The following is a 24,608-nucleotide window of genomic DNA, read 5'->3' as shown; positions in this document are numbered from 1 at the left end:
TGTACCTATATATTATCAACAGATTGGCCAGTTAAAGCCGTCTTAATCGAGTTATCCATACGACGCGCAGCAAACTCTTGGGTCTGGGCATCTACCGCTTCGATGGCAGTAGTAATGGCTTTAACATCACTACCGTCAGCGGCTATCACGAGCGCCTGCATGGCAGATTCAATCATGGCATGCTCGCTAGCATCCAGTAAATCTGCATCTTTTCTTAACGCCGAGGTTAAAGATTCAATCACGCGCGCCGCTTCTACTTTCTGCTCAGTTAACATCCGCAGTTCAATGTCAGCTTTCGCATGATTTAACGAATCTTTTAGCATAGTGCTAATTTCATTTTCGCTTAAACCAAACGATGGCTTAACCTGAATGCTAGACTGCACGCCAGAAGATTTCTCCATGGCGGTAACACTGAGCAAACCATCGGCATCCACTTGGAAAGTCACGCGAATGTGCGCCGCGCCCGCCGCTAACGCCGGAATACCTTGCAAGGTAAAACGCGCTAATGAACGGCAATCTTGCACTAATTCACGCTCGCCTTGGACGACATGAAAGGCCATGGCCGATTGACCATCTTTAAAGGTGGTAAATTCTTGCGCGCGCGCCACCGGAATAGTGGTATTGCGAGTAATCACCTTTTCCACTAAGCCGCCCATGGTTTCTATGCCAAGCGACAGAGGTAACACATCTAATAGCAGCAGTTCAGATTCAGGCTTATTACCTACCAAAATATCGGCTTGAATACCGGCGCCTAAGGCCACGACTCTGTCTGGATCTATGCTAGTTAATGGCAATTTACCAAAAAATTCAGCCACGCGCTCACGCACGAAAGGTACGCGGGTAGAGCCACCCACCATAATGGTTTGCAGCACTTCATCTTGACTAATTTCAGCATCGCGCAGCGCGCGGCGACAAGCAGCAATAGTCTTTTTAACTAATGGCTCAATCAGCTGGTTAAATAGTTCACGTGTGATAGTAAGCTCGTAAGATTGACCATCAATATCAAGCTTGGCAGCAACAGTGGGGGCATCACTCAAGGCTTCTTTAATGCGGCGCGCTTCAATCAGCAATTGGCGATTCACTTGATGATTAGTTTGCGCTAATTGCCATTCGGTCACTAAGTGTTGCACCAGTAACTCGTCAAAATCATCGCCACCTAAGGCAGAATCGCCACCTGTAGCCATGACCTCAAATACGCCTTTATGTAAGCGCAACACCGAAATATCAAAGGTGCCACCGCCTAAATCATAAACCGCGATCACGCCTTCTTGGCCGGAATCTAAACCATAAGCAATAGCGGCAGCCGTAGGCTCATTTAACAGACGTAAGACTTTAAGCCCTAATAAATTAGCGGCATCTTTAGTGCCTTGGCGCTGAGCATCATCAAAATAAGCCGGCACAGTGATCACTACGCCTTCAAGCTTACCGCCCAAGGTTTCTTCGGCTCTAGCCACTAACGGCTTTAAGATTTCGGCGGAGACTTGAATGGGGTTAACCGGCCCTTGCACTGTATTGAATAAAGGCAGGCCATTATCGCTGGCAGTAAACTGATAGGCGTGATGATTGTCTTTACTCAGCACATCAGCAAGGCTGCGTCCCATAAAGCGTTTAACTGAGACTATGGTGTTTTGTGGATCTTTAGCAGAAGCATTAGCAGCGCGATAACCCGTTTCAACATAGTGCTCGCAATAACGCACTATCGAAGGTAACGCATGGCGCCCTTGGCTATCAGCGAGAGTATTAACCTGGCCACTTCTAACAGCAGCAACCAGTGAGTTGGTGGTGCCTAAATCGATACCGGCGGCGAGACGATGTTGATGCGGAGCCGCGCTTTGTCCGGGCTCAGCAATTTGCAGTAAGGCCATAGTGATAACTCTTGTAATAAAGGCTCAACTGGGTTGAGCCTCGATGGCAACTCTTTATACAGGATCAGTCGAGCAAAGCATCCTCTGCCCGGCTAAGTTCATCCTGCAGCTTATTCATGAATTTGAGCTTACGCACCAAATCGACTGCAACGTTAAGATCATCAGGATCGTCACTGGCTAATTTGAGCGCCAGTTGCTGCAAGATAGTCGATTGATATTGAGTAAACTCTGTGGCTAATTGTGCAATATCGTTTTCGGGCTCACGGGCAGACGGTATATCTGCCAGTGCTTCTCGCCAACTCATTTGTTGCATCAAAAATGCCATATCTTTGACTGTGGTGGTTTCGTGCTGAATATCTTTGCCGTTAAGCCACAAGATATGTTCAGCGCGAGTCACTGGGCGTTTCAAGGTTTGATAAGCATCATTCACTTGCGAGGTACGCTGCAAAGCAATGCGTTTATCTTGTTCACTACCGCCAGAGAATGTATCGGGGTGCACAGTGCGCTGCAGTTCACGATAACGTTCACTGAGCGCGGCATTATCCAGCTCAAAACTAATAGGTAGTGCAAATAACTCAAAATAATTCATAACGTCAGCTTATACAGTAAAGCTTTCACCACAACCACATTCGCCTTTGGCGTTAGGGTTGTTAAATTTAAAGCCTTCGTTCAGGCCTTCTTTGACAAAATCAAGCTCGATGCCTTGCAAGTAAATAGCACTCTTAGCGTCAACAATAATATTGACGCCGTCAACGTTATGAACTTCATCATCGTCATTAAGTTCATCAACAAACTCAATGACATACGCCATGCCGCTACAGCCTGAGGTACGTAACCCCAGGCGTAAGCCAATACCTTTACCGCGGTTTTCGAGAAATGCGTTCACCCGAGCGACGGCTGCAGGTGTCATCGAAATCGCCATGATTACTCCGCTGAATGCTTAGACTTGTACTCGTCCAATGCGGCTTTAATCGCATCTTCTGCCAAAATCGAACAGTGAATCTTCACTGGCGGCAATGCCAACTCTTCAGCAATATCAGTGTTCTTAATCGCTAAAGCTTCAGCAACAGTTTTGCCTTTCACCCACTCAGTCACTAATGAACTAGAAGCAATCGCGCTACCGCAACCGTAGGTTTTAAATTTTGCATCTTGAATAATGCCATTGTCATCAATCTTCAATTGCAATTTCATCACGTCGCCACATGCAGGTGCTCCCACCATGCCTGTTACTACTGATGGGTCATCCTTATCGAAGGCGCCAACATTACGAGGGTTTTCATAATGGTCTATTACTTTTTCACTATAAGCCATGATCCTGCTCCAATTCTTTACTATTGCTTCGTTAATGGGGGATCACTTAGTGATGAGCCCATTGCACCTTGCTTAAATCAACACCGTCTTTAAACATTTCCCACAAAGGTGACATTTCACGTAATTTGCCAATCGATGCACGAATGGTCTTAATTGCGTAGTCAATTTCTTCTTCTGTGGTAAAACGGCCGATAGAGAAACGAATTGAGCTATGCGCCATTTCATCACTCAGGCCTAAAGCACGTAATACGTAGCTTGGCTCTAAGCTGGCAGAGGTACAGGCAGAGCCTGATGACACAGCTAAATCTTTTAAGGCCATCATCAAAGACTCACCTTCAACAAAGTTGAAGCTGACGTTGAAAATGCCGGCATAACGTTGCTGCATGTCACCATTGATATAGGTTTCTTCGATATCATTGATGCCATTCCACAATCTGTCACGCAGCGCTGTAATGCGCTGACCATCAGCTTGCATATCTTGCTTAGCAATGGCGGCGGCCTCACCTAAACCTACGATTTGGTGAGTTGCTAAAGTGCCACTACGCATACCGCGCTCATGACCACCACCGTGCATTTGTGCTTCTAGACGAATGCGTGGCTTACGGCGCACATATAATGCACCTATGCCTTTAGGGCCATACATCTTATGACCAGAAATTGACATCAAGTCGACTTTGGCTGTCTGTAAGTCAATCGGTAATTTACCGGCGCTTTGGGCAGCATCAACGTGATAAATCACTTTCTTAGCGCGACATAATTCGCCAATGGCTTCGATATCGTGGATAACACCGATTTCGTTATTAACATGCATTAAGGTTAACAAGATAGTGTCGTCACGCATGGCTTCTTCTAAACGCGCCAGCGAAATAATACCATTGCTGCCAGGCTCTAAATATGTTACCTCAAAACCTTCACGCTCAAGCTGACGACAAGTATCTAACGTCGCCTTATGCTCAGTCTTGCTGGTAATGATGTGCTTGCCTTTCTTATGGTAAAAGTGAGCAACACCTTTAATAGCCAAGTTGCTAGACTCAGTCGCACCTGAAGTAAATACGATTTCACGATGATCGGCATTAATCAACTCAGCCACTTGACTACGAGCATTGTCAACAGCTTCTTCAGCTTGCCAACCGTAGCGATGAGAACGTGACGCAGGATTACCGAACACACCATCCATAGTCATATGCTGAACCATTTTCTCAGCGACACGAGTGTCAACAGGGGTGGTTGCGGCATAATCGAGATATATAGGAAGCTTCATTTCACACTCCGTACTTTACAATCTGCAATGTTGCGATTGCCTACTACGTACAAAAAAAATGTTGATTGGGTTGCGAATATCACGCACTGACACGTTGTTTTAGGTGTTTCTCGTCTTGTTTGACAGAGATAACCTGTACGTCTCGTTTCTTCATCAGTCCCGCCAGCGTTATGCTATCGAGAAAATCTGATATCTGTTTACTTAAATCGCCCCACAACGAGTGAGTTAAACAGCGGCTGCCACCCTGGCAATTGGCCTTACCTTGACATCGCATGGCATCGACGGACTCATCGACTGCACTCACTACCATAGCCACAGTAATCGTATCGGCATCAAGCCCTAAACGATAACCTCCACCAGGTCCACGGACACTCGCGACTAACCCTTGTTTACGCAATTTGGCAAACAGCTGTTCAAGATAAGACAATGAGATATCTTGACGTTCGGAAATATCGGCTAAAGGTACCGGGCCATTGGCAGAATGAATAGCTACATCCAGCATGGCAGTGACGGCATAGCGTCCTTTCGAGGTTAATTTCATAACTACTACTGCTCCCAACGGTTCTTGGTAAGCATTGCAACATACCCAAGCATTTTAGTCAAGTATTTACCTGAGTAAAATACTAGGACATTATAAGATTAATACCCCGTCTTAACGCTGGGGTATTTAACCCTTTTCTAGTCAAACTTTCAATCTTGTCAGGCCATTTTATGGCAAATAGCCTTAGATAATGGGATCAAACTCATCAATCGATTTTTGGCGCTTTTGAGCTGCCGCAATTTCAGCATCATTAAAATCGCCAACATCTAACTGAGGTAAGCGGTCAGTGCAGACATCGCCGCCAAGTTTTTCCACCACTTGACACAATTCTTGCACCTTAGAATCCATTAAATGCATGTGATCAAGCATCTGGCCAATGGCATTGGCGACCGGATCTGGGTTATCCGGTGATACCGCATAAGCATCAAAGCCGTATTTTTTAGCCATGGCGCTGCGTCTATCGCTTTGTTCTTGGTCGTGACTGGTGGGTTTAGCCACAGCGCGCCCTGGAATACCGACCACTGTGGTATCAAGCTCAACATCCTTAACGACTACTGAGTTAGAGCCGACACGCGCACCATCATGCATAGTAATAGGGCCTAAAATCTTAGCGCCAGCGCCCACTACTACGTTATTTTTTAAGGTCGGGTGACGTTTACCGGCTTGCCAGCTGGTGCCACCTAACGTCACTCCATGATACAAGGTGCAATCATCGCCAATTTCAGCCGTTTCACCAATCACCACGCCCATGCCATGGTCGATAAAAAAGCGTCGACCTATGGTAGCGCCCGGATGAATTTCAACCCCCGTTAGAAAACGGGAAAAAGTTGATAATAACCGAGCACTCAAGCGCCAATCGGCCTTCCACAATCTATGACTAATGCGATGCAACCAAATAGCATGCATCCCTGGGTAATTGAATAAAATCTCTATGGTACTGCGCGCGGCAGGGTCCCTGTCATAGATAGACGCTATATCTTCTTTTAATCTCGCCTTGATACCCATGGATTTCCTTTAACCGTTAGTTTTTGCCAACCTTTTTATCAATAGAGGTCAAAATACCGCGTAAAATATTCATTTCATGAGCTTCGATGCGCGCGCGTGTAAAGAGGCGGCGTAATTTAGTCATCACTTGACCTGGGTGGTTTTTAACAATAAACCCCGTCGACAGTAAAGTGTTTTCTAAATGGACGAAAAAGCGTTCTTGATCGTCCGCTAATGGGTATTCAGCCGGCGCTTCAGGCGCGCTTTCACTGGCTAAATGTGCCAAATGAGCAACCCGAGTCTCATAACAAATCAACTGCACTGCTTGGGCTAAATTAAGCGAGCTATATTCAGGATTGGCAGGAATACACACGTGATAATTACACATTTGCAGTTCTTCATTGCTCAGACCATGGTTTTCACGGCCAAAAACAATAGCAACCGGGCCAGTGCGCGCCTCAGTGGCTAACTTATCACCGGCTTGACGGGGATCGAGCATAGGCCAATCTAAAGTGCGGTTGCGCGCTGAGGTCGCAATCACTAATGAACAATCTTTAATGCCATCGCTTAGTGAGTCAACTTTCACCAAATGCTTAAGAATATCAGAAGCACCAGCGGCTAACGCCACCGATTGACCATCGGGTTCAACCCGAGGTTCAGCCAAATACAAGCTTGATAATCCCATGGTTTTCATGGCTCTGGCCACTGAACCTATATTACCTGGGTGAGATGTTCCCACCAGTACAACACGAATATTACTGAGCATAAGATAGAATAATTTTCTTAGACAAAGAGTTATAAGGCTAAAAGCTTACCACAAGCCAGTTTGATTCTTTAGTGCAAAATCAGCATTTGATATAACTTGAGATTTGAGTATAATCTCGCGGTTATTTTTTCGTTCTTTTACATCCAGGGGAATGCAATGCATCCGATGCTAACCATCGCCGTCCGCGCCGCTCGCGCCGCCGGTCAAACCGTTATGCGTGCTTATCACGACTCAGATAAAATTGAAGTCAGTGTAAAAGGTATTAATGACTTCGTAACTAACGTCGACAAAGAAGCCGAATCAGCGATCGTGTACCAAATTCGTAAATCTTACCCTGATCATACTATCGTGGGTGAAGAAGGCGGTGAAAACCGTGGTACCAACACTGATTACATTTGGATTGTAGACCCACTGGATGGTACCAATAACTTCGTTAAAGGTATTCCTCACTTCGCAGTGTCTATTGCTTTACAAATCCGTGGTAAGACTGAAGTTGCCGTAGTTTATGATCCAATGCGTGACGAGCTGTTCTCAGCCGTTCGTGGTCAAGGCGCTAAATTCAATGACCGTCGTATCCGCGTAGGTCAACCAAATGATTTGAACAACGCCATTATTGCTACTGGTTTCCCATTCAAGGCTCGTCAACATACCGAAAGCTATTTCGCTATGTTAGCTGACGTATTTAACCAGTGCGCCGATATTCGCCGCGCCGGTTCTGCCGCACTTGATTTAGCCTATGTTGCCGCTGGCCGCGTTGAAGGTTTCTTCGAGTTAGGCTTAAAGCCTTGGGACATAGCTGCTGGCGACTTAATCTGTCGTGAAGCGGGCGCCACCGTGACTGATTTCACCGGTGGCCACAACTATATGATGTCAGGCAACATAGTTGCTGGCTCTCCTAAAGTGACTAGCCACTTAGTGAAGGCATTCCGCCCTCATTTAAACGAAGCGTTAAAGCGCTAAGTTAAGCGACTGTTCTCATTAAAAACCGCCATTTGGCGGTTTTTTTATTGCTAAAAATTTAAAATCCCGATCTTGATCACACGCCTTAATGTCACATTTTCCTGCGATGCTGCTACCATGCCGTCCATTAAATTATCCACTGAGAGCACTATGGGAAAAATCCGCAGAAACGGGATTAAAAGCATCAAGTTGGTTGAACATCTAGTTTTAGCACTTATCGCTATTGCCACTATGGTGGCTATTGGTCAAGAAATTGTGCATATCATTGATGTTCGCATGGTGGCCTTGGCCGATTTACTGCTGCTATTTATCTATCTTGAAGTATTAGCCATGGTGTCTAATTACATTGAGTCGGGTAAATTGCCAGTACGTATGCCCGTGTATATCGCCATTGTTGCTTTAGCTCGCTACCTTATTCTTGATATGAAAAGCATGGATGATTGGCGCATTGCCGCCATTTCGTTATCAACCATAGTGTTAGCCGGAACTGTTATTGTTATTCGTTGGGGCCAATTAAAACTGCCCTACCCTAAAACGCCAGACAACGACGACTAATACGATAAGCGGCCATTGGCCGTTTTTTTTGATTTACCGCCGGCAGCAACTACTATTATCTTGGATTCTTTACCAATAAAAGGAATTAGTTGTGACTATTCAAGGATTCAAAGAACTGCGTCAGTCGGTACGAATTGATATGGAAGCGAGCGATATTGGTGTCTTTTGGCTTGAGCAAGGACAAGAGCACAGCCTGATTGCCAAACACGCTGATATTTCACGTTTCGGTACGAGTTTTATTTCAAGTACAAACTTCCCTCTCGGTTGTAACGTGTTAATAGCACTGCAACCCAGTAAAGATAGTGTCGAAAAAATTCCCGCTAAGGTTTGCCGAGTAGAACCGCAACAGCAACTATTTTTAATTGCTGTTGAGTTTGAGCAAAAAAGTAACGCTTAAGTCGTGGTTTAACCAACGACTTAACCGACTCTTTAATTTGCTCGGGACATTAATGATCGCATTTTTGGCCAGCCGCTAGTTGCCACTGTTCACCCTCAATGGCAACTAACTTACCCTTAGTTTTTAAAAAATCTAATAAAGCTTTGGCATCAAGGTCGGTGGCGCTACAGGTATGAAAGCGCTGGCTTGCGCCAAACTGATGCTGAATTGCTGCGATTAAGTCGAGCTCAACCTTTAGGCCGAGTTCTACCATAAAATCCATTACTTTATGGCCATGAATTGATTGTGTCATTGTTACGCCTTTAAACATGTAAATTTTTTATAGCTTAAAGGGTTTGAGATAATTAATCTCTGATCTACCGCAAAAGTCTGGCAAAATAACGCCAAATATTCCCAAGCGATGATCCATGTCTTTAATACTGCTCCTCATGCAACAAATGTGTGTTTATTTGGTCATAGTCTATCTCGTCAGTAAAACACCTCTATTTAAAATAGTGACTGAAACGTCGCCAAGATTCCCTCATAAGATTTTCATTTATCTTATCTTTTCGGGTTTTTGCATCATGGGAACTTACTTTGGTGAGCAAACGGCGGATGCCATAGCTAACACTCGCGCCATGGGTGCTGTATTAGGTGGTTTGCTTGGCGGCCCGGTGACAGGCTTTTTAGTCGGCATTACCGGCGGCTTGCACAGATACAGTGTGGGCGGTTTCACCGATTTAGCCTGCGCTATATCAACCACCTTAGAAGGCTTGTCGGCAGGGTTAGTCAGTTACTATTTTCGCAGTAAAGGTCAGATAGAAAAGCTATTTATGCCAAGTTTGGCATTTGCCGTGACCTTATTTGCGGTGGCGCTGCAGATGCTATTGATTGTATTGGTTGCAGAGCCTCTAGCGCTTGCCTTAGATTTAGTGCAGCAAATTGCCCTACCTATGCTGATTGTCAATGCGCTAGGCGCCGCCTTATTCATGAGTATGGTGCGCGACCAAAAAACCATGTTTGATAAGCTGTCATCAAGCTTTTCAACTAAGGCGCTTAAAATAGCTGAGCGTAGTGTTGGCGTCTTATCCAAAGGCTTTAACCAACAGACCTCTGCGCAAATGGCGCAAATCATTATTGAAGAAACCAAAGTGGGCGCGGTGGCTATTACCGATAAAGATAAATTACTGGCATTTATCGGCATAGGCGCTGAGCATCATATTCCAGGCGCCGCGATTTCATCGCAGTTAACCTTAGATGCCTTAACCCAAAACAAGGTTATGTTTGCCGATGGGGTCGATACCCGTTACGCCTGCTCACTGTCTTCTCATTGCAAATTAGGCTCTTGCTTAGTGATCCCGCTGCACAGTGACACTGAAGTCATAGGCACAATCAAGTTATACGAGCCCAAAAAAAAGCTGTTTTTAAATATCAACCGCACCTTAGGCGAAGGCATAGCTAAGCTGTTATCCAATCAAATTTTGTATGGCCAACTGGAGGCTCAACAAAACCTGCTGGTTCAAGCTGAACTTAAGCTATTGCAAGCCCAGGTTAATCCTCACTTTTTGTTTAATGCGCTCAATACCATCAGCGCGATTATGCGTAAAGACCCCACTAAGGCGCGCACCTTACTGCTGCAATTGGCGCAATTTTTACGGATTAATTTAAAGCGCACCACCGGCCTAATTAGCCTAAGTGATGAACTGGATCACATAGATAATTATCTCACCATAGAAAAAGCCCGCTTTAGTGATAAGTTAACAGTAACCATTGATATTCCAACTGAATTTCATCAATGGCAATTACCCGCATTTACCTTGCAACCCATAATCGAAAACGCCGTCAAACATGGTACATCGCAATTACTCTCCCAAGGCATCATACATATCCGAGCTTGGCAGACTGAGCACAGTCATTATCTCAGTGTTGAAGATAATGCCGGCCTATATCAGCCCCAAGATGATCATCAAGGCCTTGGCATGACCTTAGTGGATAAGCGTTTAAAAAATCAATTTGGCCAAGAATATGGGCTCACTGCTGTGTGTAACGCGCAGCATTCCACCTTAATCACCATTAAACTGCCAGCCGACAGGGACACAGTATGATTAGCTGCATTATTGTTGATGACGAACCGCTCGCCCGTGATGAATTAGCCGAACTCTTAGCCTCGACCGATGATATTGAGGTGATAGCCCAATGCGCCAATGCCATTGAAGCCTTAAGCGCCATCAATCGTTTAAAGCCGCAACTGGTATTTCTTGATATTCAAATGCCGCAAATTAGTGGCATAGAATTGCTCGCTATGCTGGATCCTGAGACTATGCCGCGAGTAGTGTTTGCCACAGCGTATGATGATTACGCATTAAAAGCCTTTGAATATCATGCTTATGATTATTTGTTAAAGCCGCTGGATGAATCACGCTTAGCCCAAACCTTAGATAAAGTAAGGCGAGATTTACGGCCGAAATTAATGCCAGCCATAGTGCCCGATGAGCTCACCCATTTGCCTTGTTACTGTGGCAATCGCTTGCGAGTCGTCAAAGCGGCTGCGGTAGAATATGTGTTTAGCGATCTTAGCGGTATTCATGTGGTGACAAACGATCACAATGTTCATACCCAATTGACCTTAAGGATATTGGAAGAAAAAACCGCTATGGTACGCTGTCATCGCCAATATTTAATCATGCCGGCAGCCATTGCTGAAATTGAACCACTCGAATCTGGCGGCCAAGCCATTACTCACAGTGGCGCCAAAGTACCGATTTCGCGCCGTTATTTAAAAAGCCTAAAACAGCATTTTGGTTATTTATAACCCAAAGTTGCGCGGGATCAATAAATGAGCCCGCCGCTTACCCGCCTATATGACCGCTAAGACAAAAAATCAGACCACTCAATCAGCTTAGCCCCAAAAATAATTCATTTTCCGTTAATATATTTTCCATATTTATTAATGGAATAAGAATAAAATTATGAGTTGGTTTCTATTGTGTGTCGGCTTGCTAATTGGCGGCTACTTCATTTACGGCGCCTTCGTCGAAAAAATCTTCGGCATCAAACCTGAGCGTCAAACACCTGCTTTTACCAAGACTGACGGGGTCGATTTTGTGCCTATGTCTAAAGGCAAGGTTTACCTCATTCAATTGCTGAACATTGCTGGCGTAGGCCCTATCTTTGGTCCGATTTTAGGCGCTTTGTATGGCCCTGCCGCCATGTTATGGATTGTGTTTGGTTGTATTTTCGCAGGCGCCGTGCACGATTATTTCTCTGGCATGCTATCAGTACGCAACCAAGGTCAATCCGTGCCTAATCTTGCCGGTAAATACCTAGGCAAAGGCGCTAAGCACTTTATGAATGGCTTTGCCATCATCTTATTGCTGCTGGTTGGCGTAGTGTTCATTTCAGCGCCAGCGGGTCTTTTGACTAAGCTGACCGGCCTTGATATGAGCATTTTCTTAGGCTGTATTTTCGTTTACTACCTCATTGCTACCGTAGTCCCTGTTGATAAGATTATTGGCCGCTTATACCCATTCTTTGGTGCGCTGCTGCTATTCATGTCTGTCGGCTTAACCTTAGCGTTAATCGTTTCAAGCGAGCATGATTTACTGCCAGGTTATGAAATCGCGCATTTCTTTAGCAACATGAACCCGAACGACATGCCATTATGGCCTGCGCTGTTCATCACTATTGCTTGTGGCGCTGTTTCTGGTTTCCATGCAACTCAGTCACCGCTCATGGCGCGCTGCGTTGAAAATGAATCTAATGGTCGCTTCGTGTTTTATGGCGCCATGATAGGTGAAGGTATTATCGCCCTGATTTGGTGTGCGATTGCCCTGTCATTCTTTGGCGGTGTTGAAGGCTTAAATGCTGGCATGGCTGGCAATCCTGCCAACGTAGTTTATGAAGCATCCACTGGCTTACTGGGTGTGGTCGGTGGCTTTATGGCCGTGCTGGGTGTAATTATCCTGCCTATTACTTCTGGTGATACCGCATTCCGCTCTGCTCGCTTGATTTTGGCTGAATTCTTTCAGATGTCACAACTTGAAGTTGGCAAGCGTTTAATGCTGGCTCTGCCATTGTTCGCCTTAGGCGGCATCTTAACTCAAGTGGATTTTGGTGTGATTTGGCGCTACTTCGGCGTGGCTAACCAAGCAACTGCAGTCATGATGTTATGGACAGCATCAGCTTATTTGCTGCGTCACAACAAGCTGCACTGGATTTGTACTATCCCAGCCATGTTTATGACCACAGTGGTTATCACCTTTATGCTGAACTCTGCCACATTAGGTGCAGGCTTACCTATGACGATTTCAACGGTGGCTGGCATAGTGACTACCTTAGTGATTACCGCGTTAATCGTAGTAAAGACCCGCGGCAAAATTGCAGCGGATGAGCAAGCCGAAGGCTAAGCTCAATCGCTATTCAAAAGCACACAGGGCTATGTCCTGTGTGCTTTTTTGTTATACTAGCGGCTCACTTTCTGATGAGCTCAACATGAATCAAGCGAATAACCCGTTACACGGCCTCACCCTTGAAGCCATTTTAACTGATATACAGTCTCACTATGGCTGGGAAGGTCTTTATCAGAAAATCCGCATCAATTGTTTTAACGATAATCCCAGCATCAAATCTAGCCTCAAATTCCTGCGTAAAACGACTTGGGCCAGAGAGAAAGTTGAAATCTTATATCTCAACAAACATAAATTAGCGTTACCGCCACACTTAGTGGCCGTGTATACCCAGAGCCCTAAAGAGCCAAGCGCTAAGACTCAAGGCGCCAAAGCTCATAGCGCTAGAAGCCATAGCCCTAAGAGCCATAGCAGCCAACCGACTAACGCTCGCCAAAGCGATGCTAGTGCCAGCGATGACAGCGCTAACGTTAATGCCCATATTTGGGGAAAAAATTAAGCGACTGGGATTAGAACGGAAAATCAAAGATAAGACGCCACACGCGCAAATCTTGCGAGTAACGATAACTGATCCCAACTCGACTCAGTGTAACCCCGAGCCATTGCGGCACGGGGTCAAGCGCGAGACTTAATCCTAGCTCGATGGCGTTATCAGCAAATAGATTCTTTTCACCTGAGTTAAAGTTAACTGGTGAAAAAAACCAGTAAGCGGCAGCAAATGCGCGCGGTTGCAACTGATGCGCTTGCCAATGCCATCCCTCCCCCAACGACCAATCAATGCCAGTATGTAAGGCGCCATAGGTTTCGGTTTGGCCGCGGTTATTATCGTTATAGCCTGCGGTATACAGCCTTGCGACCCAAATGGCCGCATCTTGTTCGGGGGTTAATTTATAGAGACTACTCACGCCAGTGGAATAAATACCGACTTGGCGATTCTCACTAAAATTCCAACCTACACCTAAATCTAAATAAGACTCTAAAGTAAGTTGCGGGTCAATAAACCAACTGTATTCAATCCCAGGGGTAAAGGTTGCAGTGCCTATGCTTGAGGGTAAATCGCCATCAGGTAAGTCTTGCCATTGATAATCAAAAAAGCCTAAGGACACGGGTAAACGTAAATTGATCTTATGGTCGCTATCTTGTTCAAGGGTGACATATAAGGGTAAGTTGAGTACTGACGCTTGCTGACCACTGGTGCGATAAATACCACTACCTAAATAACTGGCAAAGGCAAAATGTGCGTCACTACTTGAGTCAGTGGTTTCTGTTGTTGCGAGAGAGCTTGTTGCAACGCAAAGATTAACCCCTGCCATCAGTGCCACTTGCCTCACATCCATTACTGCGCCCTCTTATGCTCTTACGATAATTCGCTCACCATAATAAATGAGATAGCCATGATGTTAAGTAAAATTTTGATAATACTGATAAAATTTTGAAAGCTTGCAGGGATTTACAAGGATAGAAGACACAAATATAGATGGGGTGATATTAAGAAAAAATAACTCATGAAAAAATAACTCATGAAAAAATAAGCCATGAAACAGAAGCAAAGCCTAAGCGTATACACTTAAGCCTTACATCTAGCGACGCATAAGCAATAATGGAGCTAAAGGCTAGTTAAGCCTCATCATTAAAATGATATTCGCTCATCATATGGCCTAACTCAGTCGACTTGGTCTTTAGATAGGCTTCGTTATAGCGGTTTTTACCCACTTGCAAAGGCACTCGCTCAACGACATTGATACCAATATCTTTAAGCGCGTTTACTTTTCTTGGGTTATTGGTCATTAACTTAACCTGAGCTATGCCTAAATGCGCGAACATAGGCGCTATCATGTCATAGCGGCGCATATCGGCTTCAAAGCCCAGCATCTCATTAGCTTCAACGGTATTAGCGCCTTTATCTTGCAATTCATAAGCGCGAATTTTGTTGAGTAAGCCAATACCGCGGCCTTCTTGACGCAAATAAAGAATAAATCCTTGACCCGCTTCGGCAATATTTTGCATCGCCGTTTGTAACTGAAAACCACAATCACAACGTAAGCTAAACAGCGCATCACCAGTCAAACATTCAGAATGCACTCGGCCCAACACTGGAGTGTCTAACGACCACTCACCAAAAGTTAACGCCACATGCTCTTTGCCGGTTTCAGTATCTTCAAAACCATGCATAGCAAAAACGCCCCAAGGGGTGGGTAATTTTGAGGTGGCGACATAATTAATCGACATGTAAAAACCTTAACGACAACTCTATCCGTTGAATTCTATCCAATCCATTGAAGAGAAATCCTTTTAATAATTGAGTGTTGTCATCAACAATGGTGTGGTTTCACACATAGACACAACACTCACTGACACGCTTACTCTGTGGACGCCTCACATCCTAGACGTCAACTCATGGCGCGTTGATTAGAATGCACTAGGAGCGTAACCAGTCACTTTAGTTAAGCCCATTTGACGGCCTAATTTAGTCATAGGATGAACAACGACTAAGTCTTTTACCGTCTTTTTCAGCTGGCCCATATTGGCTTGCTCTTGTGAAGTCAATTCACGCTTGAATGGCAAGTTCTTGATGTCTTGCCCTTCTTTATTCAGCAAACGATCTTGTTGGCCTTTAATGCTACCAATACGCTTAGTCACTGTGGCGATTTCACGTTTAAACTGCAGAATTACGCCAGCATCACCGCGCTGTTCAGCCACGGCCAGTTTACGACGAAACTTGTCCAGCTTGTCATTGAGCTGTTGCAGTTCTTCTTTCAAATTCATCTTGATACCTTAGGGATGGAAAATACAGCAATCAATAGCTGTTTGTGCGCTGATTATAACACTGCCTGTCGCTTGAGAAACAGTCTGATTTATACCTCAGGGCTGGAGTTTACCGTCAAATAGTGAATTTGCTGATTACTTGAGCCCCGAAAACGCAAACTCGGATCGGCCAAGGCTTGCTCAAATTTACCATCCACCAGCACATCGATGAGTGCCACCACGCGTTCTTGCGCGGCGCTTAAGCTCGATAATTCATAGCCAGTCCATAGCCACACATCTTTGCCAGGGCAATGTTCACGCACTTGCAATAATAAGTGTTCAATGGCGGCTAAATTCGCCGGATGCAAAGGATCGCCGCCACTTAATGACAAACCACGGCGTTTAATACGCTCATCGTTTAAATCGTTAATGATTTGCGTAACCATGGCGTCATCAAAATAATGCCCAGAATTGAGTCCCCAGGTGCTTTGGTTGTAGCAACCACGGCATTGATGCTCGCAGCCCGACACAAATAAGGTGGCGCGCGTGCCGGGACCATTAATCACATCGAGCGGAAAATATTGATGATAATTCATAATAACCTCAAAGGGCGCCTAAGGCGCCCTGTGGATGAATAGCAAAAGTAAACCTAGCCTTTATAAGTGTTTAACGCGGCGCTTCACTTCTTCTTGCTTACCATAGTTAAATGGACGCGCATCTGGGCTACCTAAATACCCACATACGCGGCGTGTCACTGACACTCGGCTCGGCTCATGGTTACCACACTTAGGGCAAGTAAAGCCTTTGCTGGTACAGCTAAATTCGCCAGTAAAACCGCAGTCATAACATTCATCGATTGGCGTGTTAGTGCCATAATATGGCACGCGGGAATAACTGTAATCCCACACATCTTCCAGCGCTTCAATGTTGTGCTGCATATTTGGGTATTCGCCGTAGCAAATAAAACCACCACTGGCGATTTCTGGATAAGCGCGCTCGAACTCTAATTTGTCATAAGGGTTCACCGCTTTTTCCACATCCAGATGGAAGCTGTTGGTGTAATAGCCTTTATCTGTCACACCGGTCACAACGCCAAACTCTTTGGTGTCGATTTTGGCAAAGCGGCTACATAAGCTCTCACTTGGAGTACTGTATAAGCTAAAACCATAGCCAGTTTCTTCTTTCCAGCTATCGGTAGCATTGCGTAAGTATTGCACCACTTCAATGGCTTTTTGACGCAACACTTCACTGTCGTACACATGACCTTGCCCCACATACAAGGCATTAATGGTTTCATGTAAGCCAATAAAACCTAATGAAATAGAGGCGCGGCCATTTTTGAAAATTGGCGCGATATCATCATCAGGCCCTAAACGTACGCCGCACGCGCCTTCCATATAAAGAATTGGAGCGACACGGGCTTTAACGCCATTTAAGCGCTCAATGCGCGAATCTAAGGCGCGGCGTGCCACCAGCAAACGCGCGTCTAAAATTTTATAAAACTCAGCTTCATCGCCCTTAGCTTGTAAGGCAATGCGCGGTAAGTTTAAGCTCACAACACCGAGGTTATTACGGCCTTCGTGAATGAGCTCACCGTTTTCTTCATAGGTACCAAGGAAGCTGCGACAGCCCATAGGCGTTTTAAATGAGCCGGTGACGCGCTCAACTTGCTCGTAGTTTAAGATATCAGGGTACATGCGCATGGTGGCGCACTCTAACGCTAACTTCTTGATGTCATAGTTAACATCACTGGCTTTATGGTTAACACCATCACGAATGGCGAAGACTAATTTAGGGAATACCGCTGTTTTACGGTTTTTACCTAAACCACCAATGCGTACTTTCATCATAGATTGCTGGATTAAGCGTGATTCCCAGCTAGTCCCTAAACCAAAACCAAAGGTCACAAACGGCGTTTGGCCATTAGCAGTATGCAAGGTATTGACTTCATACTCTAACGATTGAAAAGCGTCATAACATTCTTTTTCAGTTTGCGCGCGGGCAAAAGCGACAGGATCGGCTATCTGCCACTCTGTGCCTATAGCTAAATGCTTTTGATAACTCTTAGTCACAAATGGCGCTAACACTTCATCGATACGGTTAATCGTGGTGCCGCCGTAAATATGGCTCGCCACCTGCGCAATGATTTGCGCCGTCACGGCAGTCGCGGTTGAAATCGATTTAGGCGTATCAATTTCAGCATTACCCATCTTAAACCCTTGAGTTAACATGCCGGTCAAGTCAATCAGCATACAGTTAAACATTGGGAAGAATGGCGAGTAATCTAAGTCGTGGAAGTGGATTTCACCCGCTTCGTGCGCGGCGACTACATCTTTTGGTAATAAATAGCGAGTGGCATAATGCTTAGCCACGATACCGGCTAACAGGTCTCTTTGAGTCGGAATAACCTTGGCATCTTTATTGGCATTTTCATTTAATAGCGCTGGATTGCTTTGCTCAACTAAGCCTTTAATCTCAAGATTCAGGCGACTGGTAGATTCACGCTGCACATCACGGTCATGGCGATATTCAATATAATGGCGCGCCACTTCCTTGTACGGGCCTTCCATCAGCGCATTTTCTACCGCATCTTGAAGACAAGCAATTTCTACTTCAGCCAAATGGGCAACAGCACCACTTACGCCTGCAGCAACCGCAACCGCATATTCATCATCTTGTATGCCAGCTGAGCAAGCTGCCGCCATTACTGCATCCTTGATCCTGGCTTCGTCAAACAAAGTACGGCAACCGTCTCGCTTAATCACTACTGGCATTATGATTTATCTCTCCACGCTATGATGAAAATACGCACTATATGTAGTGGCATTTAAAACTACAGACACAATATGTAGCGTATTAAGCGCCAAGCTGACAGAAAAAACATTGATCCAGATCATGCAAATTGTGTGATGGCTGCAACACTGCCCTATTAGTGATGCCCCGAGCACTGTTTGCCAAACTGCTACTTGACCCTAAGCATTTCTCGGAGTAATAGCGTCATTATTGCTGTTATTTTGGGCGTGAAAGCGACTTTGAATTGAAACGAACAAACGGCGAAACCAATAAGAAAATAGCGAAACACGCTGATGGCGACGCTTGTGGGCAATGAAAATGATGGCTAAGAATGATGGCGATTAATTGGATTGAGTAGAGTGAGTAGATTGAGTACTAACATATGTGCCTAGCGGCAATGACTCTGCCACTAAGCACTTTTAATCATAAAAATATGAGTAACTCTCTAGTGGCCGCTTAATGCGGCTTCAATCAAATGGGCAGCCTCAATCACAGCTTGCTCACCAGCGGCAATCGCTTCACTGGCGCGATGAAATTCCATAGTGCCAATATCTGCCACTTTCGGGGCTAAACAGATATCCGGCGGGTCGCCCATTAAGCGCGCGCGTTTATGGCGCATTTCTAAGATTTCCATAGATTGCGACATCACAGCTAACATGCCAGGATCGCCAAAGCTTTGGCTGAGACTTAGCTTATCGGTTAAGCCCGACACATACTCTTTGCCTTTGGCGAGTAAATCCATAAAGCGTGCGCCCTTATGGCCAGCATTATCCACTGCATCTTGGGCACATGGAGTACTCGACATCATTTGCACTGGCAATACCTGCATGCGAGTGCGCTTATAGGCACTTAAATCAACCGCAATCACAATATCGACATCCATGGCTCTAGCCACAGATACAGGCACAGGGTTAACCACAGCGCCATCCACCAGCCAGCGTTGATTTAAGCGCACTGGCGATAAAATTCCCGGCATTGAGCAAGAAGCGCGCACGGCTTGGCGCAAGTCACCTTGTTGAAACCAAATTTCTTGGCCGGTATAAAGGTCAGTTGCTACCGCTGTAAACGGGCGTTTTAAGTCTTCGATCTTAACCGCGCCAATACTGGCCTGCATTTGATCAAATACCTTTTCACCGCCCATTAAGCCGCCTTTACGCCAGCTTAAATCCATCATGCCGAGCACGTCCCACGATGAGAAACCTTCCACCCATGATTGCAATTGCTCTAAATGATCATTGGCATAGGCCGCGCCCACTAACGAGCCAATGGAGCAACCCGCCACTTTATCTGGCTCAATGCCCATCTTCTTTAAGCCATTAAGCACACCAATATGTGCCCAACCTTTGGCGGCACCACTGCCAAGGGCTAAGCCTATGGTTGCGCGTTTTTTGCTTTGCATTGGTTTATTCATCCTAGCTAATCAAACTTGGCGCCATGTATACCATAGCTAGCAAAAGGCACAAGCCTTAGCTGTGATTATCCATCATTGCTGGTGCCAGACAGGCTTTGGGTTTACAATATTGGGTCAATTTTTTAAGGAGTTTTCTTTTGCACTTTACCGATTTTTCCCTTGATAAACGCTTAATGACGAGTCTTGAGCATATGGGGTTAACCACTCCAACCGACGTCCAGGCTCAGGCCATTCCAGTCGCTATGGCTGGCAAGGATTTAATGGTCTCGTCAAAAACGGGATCGGGTAAAACATTGGCGTTTTTATTACCGGCAATGCAAAGGATTATTTCTACCCGCGCACTGAATAAAAAAGACCCTCGGGTACTGATTTTACTGCCAACTCGCGAACTAGCTCATCAGGTGTATAGCCAATTACGCTTACTGATTGCTAATACCCAATATAAAGCGGTTAGCATTTTAGGCGGTGAGAACTTTAACGATCAGGCCAAAGCGCTTGCCCGCGAACCGCATTTTATTGTGGCAACCCCAGGGCGCATTGCCGATCACTTGCAAAAACGTCATTTATTTTTAAATGGCTTAGAGTTGCTGATCTTAGATGAAGCCGACCGTATGCTTGATTTAGGTTTTGCGCCGCAACTGCGTGCCATTAACTTGGCTGCGGATCATAAGCGTCGTCAAACCTTAATGTTCTCGGCTACCTTAGATCACAGCGATATCAATGAACTTGCCAGTGAATTACTGAAAAACCCTGAGCATATCGCCATTGGTAGCGCCAACGTCGCCCACCAAGATATTCAGCAAGCTGTGTACTTGTGCGATCACTTAGATCATAAGCAAGCGCTGTTAAGCCATTTGTTAACGGCTAAGGCCCACAAGCAAGTGATTATCTTTACCGCGACTCGCAGTGATACCGAGCGTTTAGCGAGCTTGCTGAATCAGTCAAGCCTTGGTGCTATCGCCTTAAGTGGTGAGTTAAAGCAAAATGAACGTAACCGCATCATGGATCAATTTAGCCGGGGTCAGTACAGCATTTTAGTGACCACAGACTTAGCCTCGCGCGGTCTGGACTTACTCAATGTGTCATTAGTGATTAACTTTGATATGCCAAAGTTTGCCGAAGAATATATTCACCGCATCGGTCGCACCGGTCGTGCTGGCGCTAAAGGGGATGCTATCTCTTTAGTCGGTCCTAAAGACTGGGCGAACTTTAAGAAAGTTGAATTGTTCTTACGCCAACAATTGGATTTCAGCCAAGTCGCTGGCCTTGAAGCAAAATTCAAAGGTTTGAGTGATAAGCCTAAGGCTAAAGCGGCCAATGTTAAGGTCAATACTGCTGCTAAGACGCTCCGTACCACTAGCACGAAAGCACCAAAAGCGGCGCCAAAGCGTGACAAACGCTTTATTACCGGTATTGATGTGGGTGATGCGCCAATGCGCCGAAAAGCTAAACCACTGCAAGATACTGATGAAGAAAGTATTATCGGTACGTTTGAAGATTAAATGCTAAAACCTCAGCTTTTGTAAAAATTAAGCCCCCGCACTTAGAGCCAAGCTTCTGAATGCGAGGGTTTTATTTTTTGTTGTAGTCTTAACTTTTCAGTACTTTTGATTCAGCCACCTTTGATGCTTACTCAAGCCTTATTCCATCTTTTGCGCTTGCAGTTTTTCTTGCCAGTTGTCATTAGCGGCCTTTATATAACCCTCTTTATCTTGTAGCCAAGTTTCACGCACGCCCACACTGTAATTAAGGTACAGCTTATCTTTATACCAAGTAAAAGCCTTAGGATCTGAACTCACCACAAAGCCCTGCGCCATGGCATAAGCGCAATAGCCGCCGTATTGGGGGAGATATTGCTTTGGGTTTTGACTAAATAACTTGGCATGTTCAGCCGAGCTAAAGCGCCACACGGCATTAGCAATATTCACCACAAACTCATCCTTGCCCTCGACGGCTTGCTGCTCAGTTTGATAACTCACCAAATCATACCCTGATGCGCCAAATCCTTGCTCATTCACATACCAATCATCACCGCCTAAGCTAGTGCAAGCGCTGATGCTAAGCATCAGAGTAACCAATAAAAAGAGTCTCATCATGGCTTTCCGTTAGTGAATCCTTGTCAGTTGACCTTAAGTATAAGGAAATCATTTCAGCTTTAGCCCGAAAGCTTATACAATGACGGCCTTAAAATTTGCTGACAGGTGTAACATGAAAGTTTGTGGTGTGGAGTTAAAAGGTGGCGAAGCCATTATTTGTTTACTGGAACAAAATGCGGATGTGTTTGTGGTACCTGCATGCCGTAAGCAATCCTTTGCGGTACCGCAATCTGCCACCACTGAGGCAATTCGTAAGTTTCAGTTCGATTTTGCCAAGCTGATGGCTGACTACAAAGTCGATGAAGTGGTGATAGTTGAGCGCGAGCAGAAAGGTAAATTTGCCGGCAGCGCGACTAGCTTTAAATTAGAAGCGGCCATTCAGTTAATGGATTTACCGGTAAGTTTGATTAAAGCTGTCGATATTAAGGCGCAATTAAAGCGTAATCCGCCAGTTGCGGCATTTGAAGGTTTAGATTTAAAGAAATTCCAGCAATTATCTTTTGAAGCTGCCTATGCTCAGCACATGAATTTAATGTACAACAAAGATTAATCATTAATGCCGAAGCTAAGCTTCGGCATTTTTTCATTAGGTGGCTATGCTCAAGTATCTCGCTCATTATCCAGAATCTCTGCAACAACAAGTACAAAGCTTACTCGACAACCAACAACTCAAGTTGGTACTCGATAAAAAATACCCCCAACCCCAAAATAATCTGCGCAACGATAAAGCCTTGTATCAATATACTATGGCGCTGAAAAATCGGTATTTGAAAAATGCGCCGCCGTTGGCCAAGGTATGTTTTGATGACAAGCAAACCTTAAAGCAGCAAGCGCTAGGATTACATACTTACGCTCGGCGTCAGCATGGAAGTCGTATCAAGGCTAAGCATGAAATTAGGATAAGTGGTCAGTTAAAACAGTTACCGGAGGCGTTACTGCATATGGTAGTTGTGCACGAACTGGCCCATATTAAAGAAAAAGACCACGATAAGGCCTTCTATCAACTTTGTTGCCATATGGAGCCCGACTATCATCAGCTCGAACTCGACTTACGGCTATTTTTAACCTTGCAAGACCAAGAACTGCCAGCAAGTTAATGACCTAGCGCATTTGTGTCTATGGGCTTTAGCGTTGCGTTTTAGCCCATAGACACAGATGTTAGTTATACACCCATTTGAATATTGCGCTGACTGACCATGCTCTTAAAGCGTTTCAATTCGGCTTTATTTAAACGGCTTGCCATTGGGATCTTCGCTGTCATGGCATTCACTGGGCGACCATTGATATGGAACTCGTAATGCAAATGCGGACCCGTCGTGCGACCAGTATTACCCGTTAATGCAATAGGTTGGCCACGAGTCACGCGTTGCCCTTTACGAACCATAGTTTTTGATAAATGCAGGTAACGGGTCACATATTGGTTGCCATGATCTATCACTATGTATTTACCCGCATAACGGTGATCGGTAACTAAAGTGACTACGCCATCACCTGGTGCAATCACTTGCGTGCCAATCGGGGTCGAGAAGTCAGTGCCGTTATGAGGCGCTATCCGCCCTGTCACAGGATGGCGACGCTTACCATTGTAGTTAGAGGTTAAACGATAAGTCTTAGCTAGCGGCGTACGCAGGAAGGCTCTAACTAAACTCTCACCATTGGCATCATAGTACTGACCATCACTGAATTGATAAGCATCAATTTGTTTACCGCGATTATTGATATGAATCGCCAGCAGCTGACTATCACCACTCGCCACGCCTTCAATGTATTGCTCACTTAAAGCCACAGAGAAACTTGCACCAGCTTGTAAGTCGCGGGCAAAGTTGATTTTTTCTTTCAAAATAGTTTCAATGCGCTGAATTTGCCCAGCGGTTAAGCCTGCTTTGCTGGCCGAAGTATAAAAAGATCCATAAATATCGCCACTGACAGCTTTGGGCTGCCATTGACCTTTTTTCTGAATTTCTTCTACATCATAACTGCCATCAACTTGAGTAAATACCACTTGACGAGCTAAACTAAAATCAATCTCAAGACGCATCAATTGATGGTTTTCGTCAAGATAGAAACTGATCTCGTTCCCTGGCTGCAAGGTATCTAAGGCCAAAATGTTTAAGTCGGCCTCAAGCACCTTATACATGGTTTGTTGATCAACCCCAGCGCGCTCAAATAACTTACTTAAGGTGTCTCCAGTCGTGATAGTAGTGCTAAAAGCAGGCTTATCTGCCAAGGCTTCTAATGTATCTGGCACAGAGAAATGGGTACTAGTGCTTGATAAATCTAAGGGCAACGCAATGCGCTGACCTGTCGTTAATTGGGGCGTTGGCCATAGCAGTGCTGTAGCGAGTAATAACCCGCCGCCGAGTAACGCTCGCTTATGGTATACGCTTAGCCATTGAGGCCATGAACTAGGTTCTTGTTCCGATAAATGCACTCTTATAATCCTAGTAATTCACCTTAGGTGAAGCAAATTTGGGAAATAAATCGCCTTTAACCGGCGATGTTATCGTAAAAATTATCGGTTTGACAAATATTAACTAC

General features: G+C 45.2%; 27 protein-coding genes. 10 read left to right on the top strand and 17 right to left on the bottom strand.

Going from position 1 to position 24,608, the window contains the following annotated elements:
- Positions 1 to 5 precede the first annotated feature (5 nt).
- The 8 genes from hscA to trmJ form a co-directional block, all read right to left on the bottom strand.
- The gene (gene hscA / locus FJQ87_RS08410; RefSeq protein WP_140932254.1) at positions 6 to 1,865 is read right to left on the bottom strand and encodes a Fe-S protein assembly chaperone HscA; all 1,860 of its coding nucleotides are present in this window, start codon (positions 1,863 to 1,865) and stop codon (positions 6 to 8) included.
- 64 nt (positions 1,866 to 1,929) lie between these two features.
- Positions 1,930 to 2,454: a co-chaperone HscB gene (hscB, locus tag FJQ87_RS08405; RefSeq protein ID WP_140932253.1), complete on the bottom strand. Its 525-nt coding sequence runs from the start codon at positions 2,452 to 2,454 to the stop codon at positions 1,930 to 1,932.
- 9 nt (positions 2,455 to 2,463) lie between these two features.
- Positions 2,464 to 2,787: an iron-sulfur cluster assembly protein IscA gene (gene iscA / locus FJQ87_RS08400; RefSeq protein ID WP_140932252.1), complete on the bottom strand. Its 324-nt coding sequence runs from the start codon at positions 2,785 to 2,787 to the stop codon at positions 2,464 to 2,466.
- Positions 2,788 to 2,789: 2 nt separating this feature from the next.
- Positions 2,790 to 3,176: a Fe-S cluster assembly scaffold IscU gene (iscU, locus tag FJQ87_RS08395; RefSeq protein ID WP_140932251.1), complete on the bottom strand. Its 387-nt coding sequence runs from the start codon at positions 3,174 to 3,176 to the stop codon at positions 2,790 to 2,792.
- A gap of 46 nt (positions 3,177 to 3,222) precedes the next feature.
- Complete coding sequence (locus tag FJQ87_RS08390) at positions 3,223 to 4,437, bottom strand: IscS subfamily cysteine desulfurase (RefSeq protein ID WP_140932250.1); 1,215 nt, start codon at positions 4,435 to 4,437, stop codon at positions 3,223 to 3,225.
- 79 nt (positions 4,438 to 4,516) lie between these two features.
- Positions 4,517 to 4,978, bottom strand: a complete 462-nt coding sequence (gene iscR / locus FJQ87_RS08385; protein WP_140932249.1) for a Fe-S cluster assembly transcriptional regulator IscR — start codon at positions 4,976 to 4,978, stop codon at positions 4,517 to 4,519.
- A gap of 183 nt (positions 4,979 to 5,161) precedes the next feature.
- The gene (gene cysE / locus FJQ87_RS08380) at positions 5,162 to 5,983 is read right to left on the bottom strand and encodes a serine O-acetyltransferase (RefSeq protein WP_140932248.1); all 822 of its coding nucleotides are present in this window, start codon (positions 5,981 to 5,983) and stop codon (positions 5,162 to 5,164) included.
- A 16-nt stretch (positions 5,984 to 5,999) separates the two neighbouring features.
- On the bottom strand, positions 6,000 to 6,728 hold the full coding sequence (gene trmJ, locus FJQ87_RS08375; protein WP_140932247.1) for a tRNA (cytosine(32)/uridine(32)-2'-O)-methyltransferase TrmJ: 729 nt from the start codon (positions 6,726 to 6,728) through the stop codon (positions 6,000 to 6,002).
- Between the two features lie 156 nt (positions 6,729 to 6,884).
- Between trmJ and suhB the strand changes: the two genes are divergently transcribed.
- The 3 genes from suhB to FJQ87_RS08360 all read left to right on the top strand — a co-directional run bounded on the left by suhB (position 6,885) and on the right by FJQ87_RS08360 (position 8,640).
- Complete coding sequence (gene suhB / locus FJQ87_RS08370) at positions 6,885 to 7,688, top strand: inositol-1-monophosphatase (RefSeq protein ID WP_140932246.1); 804 nt, start codon at positions 6,885 to 6,887, stop codon at positions 7,686 to 7,688.
- 150 nt (positions 7,689 to 7,838) lie between these two features.
- Positions 7,839 to 8,243, top strand: a complete 405-nt coding sequence (locus FJQ87_RS08365; protein ID WP_140934041.1) for a phosphate-starvation-inducible PsiE family protein — start codon at positions 7,839 to 7,841, stop codon at positions 8,241 to 8,243.
- A 91-nt stretch (positions 8,244 to 8,334) separates the two neighbouring features.
- Positions 8,335 to 8,640 carry a PilZ domain-containing protein gene (locus FJQ87_RS08360; RefSeq protein ID WP_140932245.1) on the top strand — a complete coding sequence of 102 codons (306 nt, stop codon included), beginning with the start codon at positions 8,335 to 8,337 and terminating at the stop codon, positions 8,638 to 8,640.
- A 49-nt stretch (positions 8,641 to 8,689) separates the two neighbouring features.
- Here the strand turns inward: FJQ87_RS08360 and FJQ87_RS08355 are convergent, their stop codons facing one another.
- The gene (locus FJQ87_RS08355; RefSeq protein ID WP_140932244.1) at positions 8,690 to 8,932 is read right to left on the bottom strand and encodes a YecH family metal-binding protein; all 243 of its coding nucleotides are present in this window, start codon (positions 8,930 to 8,932) and stop codon (positions 8,690 to 8,692) included.
- Positions 8,933 to 9,047: 115 nt separating this feature from the next.
- Here FJQ87_RS08355 and FJQ87_RS08350 point away from each other — a divergent pair, with 115 nt between their 5' ends.
- From FJQ87_RS08350 to FJQ87_RS08335, 4 genes are all read left to right on the top strand, one after another.
- Positions 9,048 to 10,724 carry a sensor histidine kinase gene (locus FJQ87_RS08350; RefSeq protein WP_140932243.1) on the top strand — a complete coding sequence of 559 codons (1,677 nt, stop codon included), beginning with the start codon at positions 9,048 to 9,050 and terminating at the stop codon, positions 10,722 to 10,724.
- A complete protein-coding gene (btsR, locus tag FJQ87_RS08345) occupies positions 10,721 to 11,431 on the top strand; it encodes a two-component system response regulator BtsR (protein ID WP_140932242.1) in 711 nt (236 codons plus the stop codon). Before FJQ87_RS08350 ends, btsR begins: the two co-directional genes overlap by 4 nt.
- A gap of 157 nt (positions 11,432 to 11,588) precedes the next feature.
- On the top strand, positions 11,589 to 13,025 hold the full coding sequence (locus FJQ87_RS08340; RefSeq protein WP_140932241.1) for a carbon starvation protein A: 1,437 nt from the start codon (positions 11,589 to 11,591) through the stop codon (positions 13,023 to 13,025).
- An 85-nt stretch (positions 13,026 to 13,110) separates the two neighbouring features.
- Positions 13,111 to 13,524, top strand: a complete 414-nt coding sequence (locus FJQ87_RS08335) for a VF530 family protein (protein ID WP_140932240.1) — start codon at positions 13,111 to 13,113, stop codon at positions 13,522 to 13,524.
- 10 nt (positions 13,525 to 13,534) lie between these two features.
- Here FJQ87_RS08335 and FJQ87_RS08330 read toward each other — a convergent pair whose 3' ends face one another.
- From FJQ87_RS08330 to rssA, 6 genes are all read right to left on the bottom strand, one after another.
- A complete protein-coding gene (locus tag FJQ87_RS08330; protein WP_140932239.1) occupies positions 13,535 to 14,362 on the bottom strand; it encodes a hypothetical protein in 828 nt (275 codons plus the stop codon).
- 280 nt (positions 14,363 to 14,642) lie between these two features.
- Positions 14,643 to 15,254, bottom strand: coding sequence for a GTP cyclohydrolase II (gene ribA / locus FJQ87_RS08325; protein WP_140932238.1), 612 nt, complete (start codon positions 15,252 to 15,254; stop codon positions 14,643 to 14,645).
- Positions 15,255 to 15,434: 180 nt separating this feature from the next.
- Positions 15,435 to 15,791, bottom strand: coding sequence for a YibL family ribosome-associated protein (locus tag FJQ87_RS08320; RefSeq protein WP_140932237.1), 357 nt, complete (start codon positions 15,789 to 15,791; stop codon positions 15,435 to 15,437).
- Between the two features lie 89 nt (positions 15,792 to 15,880).
- Positions 15,881 to 16,366 carry an anaerobic ribonucleoside-triphosphate reductase-activating protein gene (nrdG, locus tag FJQ87_RS08315; protein WP_140932236.1) on the bottom strand — a complete coding sequence of 162 codons (486 nt, stop codon included), beginning with the start codon at positions 16,364 to 16,366 and terminating at the stop codon, positions 15,881 to 15,883.
- 60 nt (positions 16,367 to 16,426) lie between these two features.
- Positions 16,427 to 18,544 carry an anaerobic ribonucleoside-triphosphate reductase gene (gene nrdD, locus FJQ87_RS08310; protein ID WP_140932235.1) on the bottom strand — a complete coding sequence of 706 codons (2,118 nt, stop codon included), beginning with the start codon at positions 18,542 to 18,544 and terminating at the stop codon, positions 16,427 to 16,429.
- 464 nt (positions 18,545 to 19,008) lie between these two features.
- Positions 19,009 to 19,962 (bottom strand): patatin-like phospholipase RssA, encoded by a 954-nt coding sequence (rssA, locus tag FJQ87_RS08305; protein WP_140932234.1) that lies wholly within the window; start codon positions 19,960 to 19,962, stop codon positions 19,009 to 19,011.
- A 149-nt stretch (positions 19,963 to 20,111) separates the two neighbouring features.
- Here rssA and FJQ87_RS08300 point away from each other — a divergent pair, with 149 nt between their 5' ends.
- Complete coding sequence (locus FJQ87_RS08300) at positions 20,112 to 21,476, top strand: DEAD/DEAH box helicase (RefSeq protein ID WP_140932233.1); 1,365 nt, start codon at positions 20,112 to 20,114, stop codon at positions 21,474 to 21,476.
- Positions 21,477 to 21,614: 138 nt separating this feature from the next.
- On the opposite strand, the gene FJQ87_RS08295 is transcribed toward FJQ87_RS08300, so the two are convergent.
- Positions 21,615 to 22,070, bottom strand: coding sequence for a YHS domain-containing (seleno)protein (locus FJQ87_RS08295; protein ID WP_140932232.1), 456 nt, complete (start codon positions 22,068 to 22,070; stop codon positions 21,615 to 21,617).
- Positions 22,071 to 22,182: 112 nt separating this feature from the next.
- Here FJQ87_RS08295 and FJQ87_RS08290 point away from each other — a divergent pair, with 112 nt between their 5' ends.
- Both FJQ87_RS08290 and FJQ87_RS08285 read left to right on the top strand, forming a co-directional pair.
- Positions 22,183 to 22,620 (top strand): DUF3010 family protein, encoded by a 438-nt coding sequence (locus FJQ87_RS08290; RefSeq protein ID WP_140932231.1) that lies wholly within the window; start codon positions 22,183 to 22,185, stop codon positions 22,618 to 22,620.
- Positions 22,621 to 22,660: 40 nt separating this feature from the next.
- Positions 22,661 to 23,167 (top strand): YgjP-like metallopeptidase domain-containing protein, encoded by a 507-nt coding sequence (locus FJQ87_RS08285; RefSeq protein WP_206194379.1) that lies wholly within the window; start codon positions 22,661 to 22,663, stop codon positions 23,165 to 23,167.
- A gap of 65 nt (positions 23,168 to 23,232) precedes the next feature.
- Here FJQ87_RS08285 and FJQ87_RS08280 read toward each other — a convergent pair whose 3' ends face one another.
- Positions 23,233 to 24,501 carry a peptidoglycan DD-metalloendopeptidase family protein gene (locus FJQ87_RS08280; RefSeq protein ID WP_140932229.1) on the bottom strand — a complete coding sequence of 423 codons (1,269 nt, stop codon included), beginning with the start codon at positions 24,499 to 24,501 and terminating at the stop codon, positions 23,233 to 23,235.
- Positions 24,502 to 24,608: the final 107 nt, after the last annotated feature.

This window comes from Shewanella sp. SNU WT4 (genome assembly GCF_006494715.1).
In the GTDB taxonomy this organism is placed as follows: domain Bacteria; phylum Pseudomonadota; class Gammaproteobacteria; order Enterobacterales; family Shewanellaceae; genus Shewanella.
Note: the sequence above shows the minus strand (reverse complement) of the source record. Positions and strands in the feature narration are given on the sequence as shown.